The sequence below is a fragment of the Pedobacter polysacchareus genome, from assembly GCF_019802255.1.
Lineage (GTDB): Bacteria > Bacteroidota > Bacteroidia > Sphingobacteriales > Sphingobacteriaceae > Pedobacter > Pedobacter polysacchareus.
Map to the genome: position 1 here is coordinate 63,983 of NZ_JAHYSS010000009.1, position 12,125 is coordinate 76,107.

Genomic DNA, 12,125 nt, shown 5'->3' on the forward strand with positions numbered 1-12,125 from the left:
TTATAAACTCTTTAGATTGGATTTTGGGTATAGGTGTTGTTGATGTCCAGTTCACGCTGAGGGATTAGGAAAAGCAGTCTTGGAGTTTTTCCTTGTGCTTTCATTACTTCGGCAGCCTTGCCAAAGCGCAGTAAATCCGGCCATCTGTGGTTTTCGAAAGCAAGTTCTACGCGTCTTTCTTTGAGTAGTTTTTCTGCGAAAGTACCTGGGGTACTGCTGTCAATTCTGTTCAATCCGGCACGGAGCCTCACTTCATAGATCAGGTCGTAGGCTTCGGTTCCTTCTCCTAAAGCTTCTGCGAGCATCAGCAGGGCATCTGCATAACGTAGTACCACGAAATTGTAATCCGCATCCCCTTCATTATAAGCGGTAGTCGTGCCATATTTAAGGATGAAACGGCCGGCATTTAATGGCCCGTTGATGGGGTTCATAGAGATGGCAAAACGCTTGTCGTTTGGCTCATAAGCAGCCTGCATTTCGGCAGTTGGCCTGTTTTTATAAGCACCGGTGCTTTGGATCATCAATGGAGAGAAAGCATTGGTAAAGGCATTTCCGGTATTGGTACCACCACCTTTATATTGTACTTCAAAAATGGACTCTACATTGTTTTTATTGGCAATTCCCCAAAGCTTGTCGTAGGTAGGAACTAAGGAATACCCGTAAGTTTTAACTCTTCTCAATGGGGCAACGGCCGAAGCTTTATCGCCCATGGTCAGGTAAATTTTGCCCATTAATGTGGCTGCAGCTCCTTTAGTTGCTCTGCCTACATTGTTGCCGGTATATTTTACATCCAGGAAACCTTCGGCAGTGGCGAGGTCGGCCACCAATTGCTTATAAACTTCGCTGGCTGGCAATTGCGGATAGGATTTACCTTCTTCTACGGTGATTTCTTTGAGCACCAATGGGATTCTTCCGAAGTTGACGGCCAGGTTGTAATAGAACAGGGAGCGCAGGAATAAAGCTTCGCCTTTCACTCTGTTTTTAAGGTTTTGGTCCATGGGTACTTCTTCAATCCTGCTCAATACGATGTTACATCTGCTGATGCCGACATAGGAATCCAGGTAAGAAGAGGTGATCAATTCGGCTGTTGCCGCATTTTCATTGAAGTTGTCAATGGCATTCAGGTCTGCACCCAGTCCGGTATTATCGGCCCCGCCATCGGTATTGTCGGAACGCATTTCGTTCAGGATCCAGTAACTTTGGTTGTAAGCACCGTTCATCTGCAGCGCTTTATAAGCTGCATTGACGGCAATCACCATATCGTCGCTGGTTTTATAGAAGGCATTTACGTTACGCTGAGAAATCGGGTTCAGGTCGGTAAACTCTTTACCACAAGAGCTGAGTATTCCGGCAGAGATCAGGATATATATTAATTTCTTTTTCATTTTTTCTGGTTTTTAGGTTTAAGAACACTACTTAAATGAGGCATTAATACCAAAAGTGAAATTTCTTGATAACGGATAGGCGCCATAATCCTCACCTTGTACACCGCTTGAGGTCGATTGGTTATTTACCTCAGGGTTGTAGCCGATATAATCGGTTTTGGTGAATAGGTTGGTTCCAGAAGTATATACACGGAAAGAAGAGAAATATTTTCCTACCCATTTGGCAGGTAGGGTATAGGCGATGGTTACATTTCTAAGGCGGATGTAAGAGGCATCTTCTACCTGATAAGTGGAAGGTCTGTTGTTAAATCCGTGTAGGTCGCCTAACCTGTCTGCGCGAGGTGTTTTACCATCTCCAGGTTGATCCGGGGAAAGCCATCTGTTTTTCAGCACTGAATAAGAGTTGGTATTGGCTTCGCCATTGGCCAGGTGTCTTCTGGTTAAGTTCAATACTTGTGAACCTTCTACACCCTGGATGAGGAAGCTCAATTCTATGCCTTTATAGCCTAATCTGTTGGTGATGCCATAGGTGTAATCTGGCTGATAGTTGCCAATTACAGTACGGTCGTTGGCATCAATAACGCCATCACCATTCACATCTTTAAACCTGAAATCTCCAGGCGCCGGAGCGGCTGCTAATTTATCTTTCGGGGCATTGTTGATTTCTTGCTGATTTTGGTAGATGCCTTCTACCACATAACCGTAATAGCTGCCGATTGGGTCGCCGATGCGGGTAATGTGACGGATACCTGCACCACCAGTGCTTAGGATCGGATCGCCGGAAGCGCCTAATTTCAATACCTTGTTTTTGTTGGTAGAGAAGTTCATATCCGTGCTCCAGGTGAAGCTGCCTACTAAATTCTGAGTAGAAAGGGAAGCTTCAAAACCTTTGTTTTCCACCTCACCAATGTTCATTAACGGGTTAGAGTTACCGTAACCCACTACTGCAGGCACTTGTACATTCAGGAGCAGGTTAGAAGTTTTCTTGTTGTACCAATCTAAGGATGCGAAGATCCGGTTGCTCAGGAAGCTCATGTCCAGACCGATATCTACTTGTGTGTTTTTCTCCCAGGTCAGGTTTGGATTGCTTGGGGTAGAAGGGGCGATCCCGTTGGTCACGACATTGCCAAATACATAATTGTAAGGGCTCAATAGTCCAACAGCGGCATAGTTAGGGATCAGGAAGTTTCCTGTTTTACCCCAGCTTCCGCGCAGTTTAAAGTCGCTGATCCATTTGATGTTTTTCATGAATGCTTCATCAGACATTCTCCATCCGGCAGAGAAGGAAGGGAAGTACCCCACCTTGTTTCCTTCACCAAAGCGGGAAGCTCGGTCGGAACGGATGGTAGCAGTCAACAGGTAACGGTCCATAAAGGCATAGTTTACCCTACCCAGGTAAGATACCAGCGACCATTCTTCTTCCGTTGCGGTACCACCGGTTACTTGTCCGCCGCTTACAGTTTGAACTAAATCGTCAGGGAAGTTTTCTGCTTGTACCTGATTGTTTCTGATCTTGTCTTTCTGTGCAGTATATCCGGCTAATGCAGAGATGCTGTGTACCCCAAATACCTTGTTGTAAGTCAGGAGGTTTTCCGACAGCCAGTTGGTTTCCAATGAGGAGTTAGACTGTCCATAAGGAACCCCTACAGTGGCAGCACGGTCAATAAAGGCCTTTTCTCTGTAATATTTTCTATTGTAGTTGTTGATGTCTGTACCGATCATGAACTTGTATTTCAGGCCATCCAAAAAGGTATATTCTGCATAGGCGCTGGCAAAACTTCTGAACTGTGAAAGGTCGTCGTGGATGTATTTTACTACCGCCAGCGGGTTACTGGAAGCGGTCATATTGGTACCGGTTCCGTTTTCTGTGTTCAGGTGACTCTGGTTATTGCTTTGATTGATCGTACCATTTGGCAGGTAAGGGCTTACTGTTGGCGAATGTACCAGGGCGGTATAAACTGCTCCCGGAGGATCTGCGAAATAAGGGGCACTGGTAGATCCTTTGGCCTGATCTGTAAATGAAGGATTCACAATGGCACCGATACGCAGGTTTTTTACCGGATCAGATTCGATATTGATGCGGAAACTATAACGTTTAAAACCGGTTTTATCGATGATACCACCTTGATTGAAATAGTTACCAGAGATGTAATAACCTAGTTTTTCTGCACCACCAGAAAGGGATAGGTTGTAGGATTGGATGTTGGAGTTTTTGAACAGCACATCCTGCCAGTCGGTATCTACACCTGTAGGATTGATGAAATCTTTAGGCAAGTAATAACTGGTATTGGTACTTCTGGTATAACGTACCGAGTTCGGGTCGTTGATGCTGGCATTTGGGAAATCCTGGAGGTAGGCATTGTTCTTCGCATTCAGCACATATTCGCTGAGCTCTTTTGAGTTCATCAGGTCTACCTTGTTGGCCAGGGTTTGGATGCCATAATAGGAGTCGAAATTTACCGAAGTAGTGCCGTCTCTTTTTCCTTTTTTGGTGGTGATGATGATGACTCCGTTTGATCCTCTGGAACCATAAATGGCGGCAGCGGCAGCGTCTTTTAGCACCTCTACAGATTGAATATCTCCCGGGCTGATGGTTCCCAGCGGATTTGCCGGGGCAGGGCGGAAGGCTACTGTTCTTTTAGAAACATCGCCCTGCGTGGCAGATTCTACGTTTTTAGAGATGGGGAAACCATCTACTACATATAATGGTTCGTTACCTGCGGAGATGGAACCGACACCACGCACACGAATGGTGGTTGCGGCACCTGGTTCGCCACTTGGCTCTTGTACCTGTACCCCTGCGATCTGGCCTTGAATGGCATTCTCGAAGCTCGTTACGGGAATGTCTTTGATGCTTTTCGCACTGATTGAAGCAATAGAGCCGGTTAAGTTTCTTTTCTGCTGTGTACCATATCCTACACCTACGACTACAATTTCATCTAATTTTTGCTGGTCAGGCATTAAATCTACATTGATGACTGTAGAAGAGCCTATGGCTACTTCCTTCGTGATGTAACTGATGTAAGAAAATACGAGAATACCTTTTTCAGGAACCCTAATGGTATATTTACCGTTAGAATTGGTGCTGGTGCTGATGTTTTTCCCTTTCAGTTTAATGGAAACGCCAGGCAGTATCTCCCCATTGCTGCCATCGGCCACTTTACCAGTGATGGTCAACTCTCTATAGACTTCGCTAAGGTTATTGGCGTTTTCTGCCGGTGTCGGTTCGGTACTGCCTTTTTCCTTTGGGCCGGTCTGACGGTGATCTGCTGAAGTTTTTGAATCCTTGAAATTGATGACATAAAACTGGTCACTAATCTTTTTATAGTTGATGTTTACCGGAGAAAGCATATTGGTCAATGCCGTTTCAATGCTTTCATTTTGTGGTTTTTCTTTGGTTTGAACGAGAATGTTCTCGGCAAGCTTGCTGTCGAACATAATGGATACTTTGTGTATTTTTTCGAGTCCTTTCAATGCATCTTTAAGGGGCATCAATTGACGCATGGCCTCTGAAGGTGTGGTGGTGGCACTTTCCGGCACAAATGCAAAGGACTGCACACGACTAAATACCATCGATGCGCTGCCGATCACGAGGATCAGCAGCAAGTGTAGAATTTTTACCATGGTTTGGTTGGTTTAGTTGATAAAATTAGTTAGTTGACTCAGGGGGTATTCGTAACAATAAGCGTATCTCCTTTTTTAGTGAAATTGATATTAAATGTTTCTGATAATGCATGAATCAGGGTATTGATGTTGGTAGTTGGGGCAGATCCGGACAGGTTCATGTCCAGCATTTTAGGATCTTCGACCAGGATTTCCAGTCCATAAGTGTTGTGTAGGGTGTTGAGTACTTCTTTCAATGGCGTTTTGTCGAACACCAGGCGGTCGGTTTTCCAGGATGAGTAAATCGTTGGATCTACCATCCGTTTGGTATAAGATTTTTCCTTGCTTTGGTACTCTACAAGGTCGCCAGGCTTCATTTGAATGATATTGGTTTTGTGGTCCTGTCCTTCCATTCGGAAGTCTATTTTTCCTGAATTCAGCACCACACGGGTATCGTGGTTTCTGGCGCTGATGTTAAATTCAGTACCCAATACTTCAACTGACAGTTGATCCGGCATTCTTACAAAAAACTTTTGGTGGGAGCGCGTGTGTTTTACCGAGAAGTACGCTTCTCCATCCACCTTTACTTCCCGATCCCCATTGCCGGACCAGTTTTTACGATAGCTCAGCTGACTATTTCCATTCAAGGTCACGACAGAACTGTCGGGAAGAACAACACGTAAGGTTTGTCCATACTTGGTGAGGTGATGGATTTCTGCGTTTTGTTCTTTTAAAAACCATACGCCGATGGTGGTCACCAGGATCAGCATTGCTGCAGCAGCGATGATCTGTTTATTGAACCAGGGCTTTAGTTTCCTTACCGGCGTTTCTTGGTCGTCCAGCATAGGAGCTAGCTTTTCCCATGCGGCATCGATTCGTTCCAGGTCGTTTTTGAAGGTTTTTTTAGTCATTTTGTGTGGGGATGATGTGTTATTTTACGCTAAGACGCTGTGTTTTTGGTTTTGTACTGTATAATTGTGATTATTTTTTAATTGACTTTTGCGGTTCTTCATTTCTTAACCAGTAAAGCAAGTAAGGAACATTGTAAGCATGTGTCCAGCCGAATACACGAAGTCCGTTTCTGACATCCCATTCTGCATATTCTTTTTCCGGATCCTGAGGGAAGTGGGTTATCTTTAACAAGGTTTCTGCGAGTTGTTTCTGTGTGGCATTGTTGTCAAACTTAACATTGGCCTGGTCTGTTTTTAGCACTGCTGCACGTTCCAGCGCTCTGTCCATAAAGCTTTGATCTTTGGTGAACTCATAGCCAATCAGTAAGCTGTGGATAGAAGATAGGTAGGATTCCATGAAGTAGGCGATTGGTTCATTGTCTCTCACCGAACGGGCATGGGTAATGAGTGCCTGTTTCACTTTTTCATCTCGGGTGATCCGGTAATATTTGCTGAGGCCCTGAGAGGCATATACCTGCGAATAGCCGTAACGGTCTACCACCAGACTGCTGTTTTGTTCAGTTCCGTTTTGCAGGTCCAGCATGTGTTTGATTCGGTCTTTCAGATCGGTCAGGTAGATTTCATCTTTGGTCGCATCGTATACTTCGGTCATGTTCCATACAGATAAATAAAGACGGCGGCCCATCAGGTCATGATCGCCCCAGATGCGTTTTACATAGGTGTCTGCAGTCTGACGGGCAATTTCCAGGCCTCGGTGATCTCCGGTCAGGTAATAATCTGCCAGCCATCCCTGTACCCAGACGTGTGCGCTCAGTACTGCCGACCAATGCTGATCGCCATGTCTTTTTCCGATGCCCAGGTAAGGGGTCGTGTTGTCTGGTGCTTCTTTGCTTTGCAGGTAATCGAGCACAGGATTGGTATCCCCGTGGTATACTGGTTTTTTAGGCCAATGGATATTGTCGATATCCATGGTATGTCTGCTCATCGCCTGTGCGGCATTGTAAAACCTCGGATCACCGGTTCTCATGAATTGCATCCATAACATATAGTCTTGTGCAGGTTCGTTGTTGGCCCACATTTCCCATTTGTTGTTGATGTAGTAGTTTTTAAAATCGCCATGTTCAAACATGCCATACCATGGGGCCCAGTTTTGGTTGAAGAACATCCAGTCGAACTTATAATCCATTCCACGCTCAAATTCCGAGAAGGTCGTGTTGTGAGGGGAGAAGGAGCCAAAAACTTTCGATACAGCATAGGCTTGCGGAGCGGCATGTGCCACTGGTGGATCCAGGAAATAATTGAGTGATTTTTGAATGGCAGGGGTACTCACACTGGCCTCATGGAAGTAATAAACCAGTTCGCTGGTTTTTGCGAGTCCTTGTGCGAAATTCCCTAATATCCCATCATCCGGGGCGTTGGTATCCCTGGCAAAGCTCATCGGCCCTGCTTGCGGCGACCATAAATAGGCGGTAGCAAGCTGCTGATCTGCGATGATGTTCAGTTCTTTAGGGTATTCTTCAAAGAAATGCTTGATGCCGATGGCAATGCCCCATTTTTTATCACTGATGTCCATCCAGCCACTGGCTTTCGCGGTTTTTAGCTGCTCCTTATTGTCGGTGGTTAAGCTGGCAGAGAAGCCTTCAATTCTTTTGGTATCTGTAGATTCCGGTACTGGAGCTACTTTATTTGGTTTCGGCCCGGTTTGGAACAGTGAGGTGTTCTGTGTTCCATTTCCGGAGAATTCGTATACTTTTTCTGCCGGGTTTTCCCACCATTTACCATCTTTATACCCCACTTTGTAGGAGATGACACCATTTAATTTGTAATGGAGAGAGAAGCCTGTGCCTGCAATCTGGTCGTTTGGTTTAGACCAGCCTTTATCGCTGCTTTCTTCTTCCGAAAGGATGTCTTTGCTTTGTGTAGCGATCCTGGCATGTTCTCCTTTTTTGATCTCATGCTGATCCGGGACGCCGGTGTAGACAAAGGTATGGAGCACTTTAACATAAGATTTTCCAGCATAAACATGGACTCTGAGCACGAATGGCGCGGGGTTATTGTCTTTTCTGTTGTAGCGGTATTCTCCTTCAAGTCGGATGATGCCATGTAATGGCCCTGAGCCTTTTTCGATGACGCTTCTGGTGATGACCGCCTTGGATTTGTCTATGCCGGCCTGATCTAAAAGATCGAGGAAGGAAGCCCTGTCTTTTGCACCTTCCGCGATGATGTCTGAGACATTGAACCCGTTTTTATCGGTGTCTAGCTGTACGGTTTCAAAGAAACCCCCATTGTCTTTCTTGATTTTGAAGTTCAATGGGCCGGTGCTGACTTCCGTATAGCTGCCCATGGGTTGTACATTTCTGATCACTACACGATCGCCTTTAAAGGTTTCTCTTTTGACATCGCTGCCGTATTCCAGGGTATAATTGTCGTTGGCATCGGTAAAGAAAAATACCCAGATCCATTTGATGCTGTTGTTAAGGGGCATCCAGTTGTTGACTTCCGTGATTTGGGAAGGGATTTCTTTGCCTTGTTTATTGAGCAGTCGGACATGGTCCGGAGAATATAGTGCGCCGATTGGAATGGGGATACCCATGGTAGTTGGGGCGCCTTCCTGGTGTTTTTCAACTTTTAGCGGGATTCGTTCTGCTGCGATTGCATTGAATTGAACCAGGAGGAGCAAGGATAAGGTAAGGAAGGTTTGGCTTAGCTTTTTCATTGGCATATTGGTTTTTATCGGTTCGTAAGCTACCCTAAGCTTATTCCTTACATTTTAAGTAATGGACAAAGCTTAGGTTGGTTTTAGCTGTGGATAGGTTTGTTTCCTGATAAGACGGGGCAGTTTTGATTTTGTACTGTGTTTATTTGGTTTTTCTTGGGAGGGGGATAGTTTTCCTTGAAGGGATAAGTTTTTTGCAGGCGGATATTGTTTTTGAGGTTAAGGCTAATGTTGTTTTAATGTGTTTTGATGAGTGTGTTGGAGTGCTTACGGTTTTTATATTGAGTAGCTTGCATAAGCTAGATAGGTATTTGAGTACAAAGAGGCCAAAGAGGTGGTTATTCTATGGTGGGACTCAGCTCCATAGAATATTTTATCTTCTAGTTAAAATATAATGCGGCAGCGCCGAGAATGGCAATATTCTCTGTTTCTGAAGGGGTAATCTGGATGTTTTTAATCACTGGCTGATAAGGAAATTCCTGTAATTCTGCCCATAAGGTAGTCCTGAAAAATGGGAATGCTTTACTTACCGATCCGCCCATGACAATCATGTCCGGATCTACGGCATAGAGGATGGTTTTAACCAGCCAGCTGAGGTGTTTCCCATATTCCTGGAAAACTTGTAATGCGGCAAGCTCTCCACTGGCTGCTCTTTTATACATTTCCTCACCAGAGCTTTGGTGGAAATGGCTGAAGAAATTGCCGCTGCAGTAAAACTCATAGTTATGCTCCAGGTAGGGGATCATTCCAAATTCACCGGCACCGCAGTTGCGGCCTTCATAAAGTTTGCCATCGCAAATGATGCCTGCGGCTACACCAGTACCTAGAATGAGACCAGTTAGGTTGTTTTTTTTCTTGCCCATACCGTAATGCCATTCTCCGACAGCGAAGCAATTGGCATCGTTGTTCATGAAGACTGGGACCTGGAAATGATTTTCCAGAATGGCTTTCAGGGGCACTGCTTTCCAGGAAGGGATATTTTGTACATCGTAAACGATGCCTTCTTTGGTGTCAAGAATACCGGGAACACCAATTCCAATGGCTTCCACTTTAGGGTTCATGACTTTGCTGATCGAGTCGATCACCTGTTTGATGACTGTGGATTCATCGCTTTTGGATTGGATCCGATCGCTGTCGATTTTAGTTATTTCTTGTCCGTTTACCAGTCCGGAGCGCACATTGGTGCCTCCAAGATCTACGCCAATCAGTATCTTATTGTTCATCGGTTAAGTTGTTCATCAATTAAGGTTTTCTTTTTTCTAAGGGAGATCGTTTCATTTTGTACCAGTGGTTTTGCCCAAAAGCCAAGACTTAATATATAACCAAGCATGACAAATATAAACACCATTCCGGTTTTTAGTGAGGTCATATCTCCAATCCAGCCGATAATCAATGGCAGGACTGCTCCGCCGCAAATTCCGGTGATGAGGATACCTGAAAGGGCACCATGATGCTTGTCCATGGAGTTGAGTGCGAGCGAAATGATGATTGACCACATCACTGAGGCAAAGAAGCCGATCATTGGGAAGGCCCATATGGCTACACCAGCGGGGCCAAATAATGCGAAAGCCAGGCTGATCATGGCTGCTGCGGTAAATAACACCAGGACTTTTTTGCTGTCCATGAATTTCAGGAGCAATAAACCGAGTAAGGTGCCGATGGTGAGCATGCCCCAAAACCAGGATACGGCGGTTGCACCACCGGTTTTGGGATCTATTTGATGGTAAGTATGTAGAAATTCTGACATCCAGTTGGCCACACCTTGTTCCAATCCTACGTAACAGAAAATGGCCAGGAAGTAAAGTCCGACTGTTGGATTTTTGAGGAGTGCGATATTGGTTTCCATTCCGCCCACCTTTTCATCTCCTTTCAGTTCTACTTTGGGGATTTTTATAAAAGCAATCACGATCACCATGAGAATAGAAACAATACCGAAAATCCAGTATAGAGAAATCCATGGTAGTCCTGCCGGCACGATCGACTCGAAAAAAGTGATGATGGGACTGGAGTCGCCTTGAGGCTTTCCAATATTGAGTACCAGATAGGAATAGACTAATGGGCTTAAAAAAGAGGCGAGACCAAAAAAGAATTGGGCGAGGACAGAGTTGAAAGCAAAGTGTTCTTCGCCTCCGGCCACGCGAAGCAATGGGTTGATGGCTACTTGCAGCATTGCCATACCTGCCCCGATGAGGAATAGGGAACACATATAGCTGAAATAGCCGGGCGTAAATACAAAAAGCATGGCGCCTAAAAAGGAAATAAAGAAGGCGGCCGACATCACTTTTTTCTCTCCGTATTTTTCAACGAGGATTCCAGAAGGAATAGACATGACACCGTAAGCGATAAAAAAAGCAAAGGGGAGTAAGGCTACTGTGGTAAGGCTCAAAGAAAAGCTCCTGATGATATCAGGAACCAGTGGTCCGATGATATTGGTTAAAAATGAGATGACAAAGAATGTCAGTAAAATGAGTCCTAGTACAAAGTAGTTTCTTTTCATTAGTTCATCGGTTTATGAAGATAGAGACGGGGCTATGCTGATTTTGTACTGGGTTTTTCTGATAAATATTATTAAAAGGCTATCCAGACCTGGAAGCGATGTTTTTGCGGAGTATTTTAATGCCTTCATGTACGCAGTTGCGAATCGCCTGATATTTTATGGGAAGGATTTCTGCGATTTGTTTATAGGAAAGGCCCTCAAAATAATGGAGCAGCATCACTTGGCGCTGTCTTTTCGTAAGGTGTTTTAAAGCCTGATGTAAATGCTGGTTTGCTGCTGCCTGATTCTGCTGCTGGATAATGGTTTCTTCAATACTGCTTTCTTCCTGCGGATGGTCTAACTCTCCAAGATTGATCTCCCTTCTTGATTTTTTTATCGCTTCAAATAATAGCCGGATATAGGCACGATAGAGGTAACTTTTTACAGAATTGATGTCTCCCAGATTTTCCCTGTTCTTCCAAAGTTTTAAGAACAGATCCTGTAAACAGTCTTCAGCAAGGTCGGTATCAGCAGAGGTTTTTACGCCGTACTTGTAAAGCAGCATGTAGTATTTGTAATAGATCGCTTTGAATGCGTCCTTATCGCCGGATTTGAAGCTGTCCCAAAGCTCCGATTCAGAAATTTTATCATGCATACCCCTATGTTTACAAGAATTGAACTAAACGAAAGAAATGTTAATGTATTAATAATATTTTGTAAGTTCCTACAGCATTTTGAAAATGAGCATTAAGGTTAGCCTTTGATAGTTAGTTGTTTATGGGGCTTTTTTTGTGGGATTATATCGTTTTACTGGTCTAAAACGATTAATTCAAATTATTTTCTATCGCTGAATTTCAGTTGAAAAAATAATTAATTGTCATCTCTATTTTACTCGAAATTGGAGTGCTTCCCGTTTGGTTCTTCCCGAAAATTAAGGATCTCACTGACAGATCAGGAAGTGTCGGATTGTTTTTTCTCCCCGTTTTTCATCAGGATCCTAAGCTGATTTAGATTTGTTCAGTAGGTTTATTTTG

Annotated in this window: 7 protein-coding genes; all 7 read right to left on the reverse strand. The window is 44.4% G+C overall.

What is annotated here, in order from left to right:
* Window positions 1-11: 11 nt before the first annotated feature.
* On the reverse strand, window positions 12-1,385 hold the full coding sequence (locus tag K7X70_RS23255; protein WP_222539306.1) for a RagB/SusD family nutrient uptake outer membrane protein: 1,374 nt from the start codon (window positions 1,383-1,385) through the stop codon (window positions 12-14).
* A 27-nt stretch (window positions 1,386-1,412) separates the two neighbouring features.
* The gene (locus K7X70_RS23260; protein WP_222539307.1) at window positions 1,413-5,009 is read right to left on the reverse strand and encodes a SusC/RagA family TonB-linked outer membrane protein; all 3,597 of its coding nucleotides are present in this window, start codon (window positions 5,007-5,009) and stop codon (window positions 1,413-1,415) included.
* A gap of 38 nt (window positions 5,010-5,047) precedes the next feature.
* Window positions 5,048-5,899 carry a FecR family protein gene (locus K7X70_RS23265; protein ID WP_222539308.1) on the reverse strand — a complete coding sequence of 284 codons (852 nt, stop codon included), beginning with the start codon at window positions 5,897-5,899 and terminating at the stop codon, window positions 5,048-5,050.
* Between the two features lie 70 nt (window positions 5,900-5,969).
* Complete coding sequence (locus tag K7X70_RS23270) at window positions 5,970-8,615, reverse strand: exo-rhamnogalacturonan lyase family protein (RefSeq protein WP_222539309.1); 2,646 nt, start codon at window positions 8,613-8,615, stop codon at window positions 5,970-5,972.
* A 380-nt stretch (window positions 8,616-8,995) separates the two neighbouring features.
* Entirely contained in the window at window positions 8,996-9,838 is an 843-nt protein-coding gene (locus K7X70_RS23275; RefSeq protein WP_222539310.1) for an ROK family protein, read from the reverse strand.
* Window positions 9,835-11,112, reverse strand: a complete 1,278-nt coding sequence (locus K7X70_RS23280; RefSeq protein WP_222539311.1) for an MFS transporter — start codon at window positions 11,110-11,112, stop codon at window positions 9,835-9,837. Before K7X70_RS23280 ends, K7X70_RS23275 begins: the two co-directional genes overlap by 4 nt.
* Window positions 11,113-11,191: 79 nt before the next feature.
* On the reverse strand, window positions 11,192-11,746 hold the full coding sequence (locus K7X70_RS23285; protein ID WP_222539312.1) for an RNA polymerase sigma factor: 555 nt from the start codon (window positions 11,744-11,746) through the stop codon (window positions 11,192-11,194).
* Window positions 11,747-12,125 lie beyond the last annotated feature (379 nt).

Bases quoted from the DNA above. Each gene is read 5' to 3' on its own strand.
- K7X70_RS23260 (WP_222539307.1), bottom strand. From the start codon at position 5,009: ATGGTAAAAATTCTACACTTGCTGCTGATCCTCGTGATCGGCAGCGCA.
- K7X70_RS23270 (WP_222539309.1), bottom strand. From the start codon at position 8,615: ATGAAAAAGCTAAGCCAAACCTTCCTTACCTTATCCTTGCTCCTCCTG.
- K7X70_RS23265 (WP_222539308.1), bottom strand. From the start codon at position 5,899: ATGACTAAAAAAACCTTCAAAAACGACCTGGAACGAATCGATGCCGCA.
- K7X70_RS23280 (WP_222539311.1), bottom strand. From the start codon at position 11,112: ATGAAAAGAAACTACTTTGTACTAGGACTCATTTTACTGACATTCTTT.
- K7X70_RS23255 (WP_222539306.1), bottom strand. From the start codon at position 1,385: ATGAAAAAGAAATTAATATATATCCTGATCTCTGCCGGAATACTCAGC.
- K7X70_RS23285 (WP_222539312.1), bottom strand. From the start codon at position 11,746: ATGCATGATAAAATTTCTGAATCGGAGCTTTGGGACAGCTTCAAATCC.
- K7X70_RS23275 (WP_222539310.1), bottom strand. From the start codon at position 9,838: ATGAACAATAAGATACTGATTGGCGTAGATCTTGGAGGCACCAATGTG.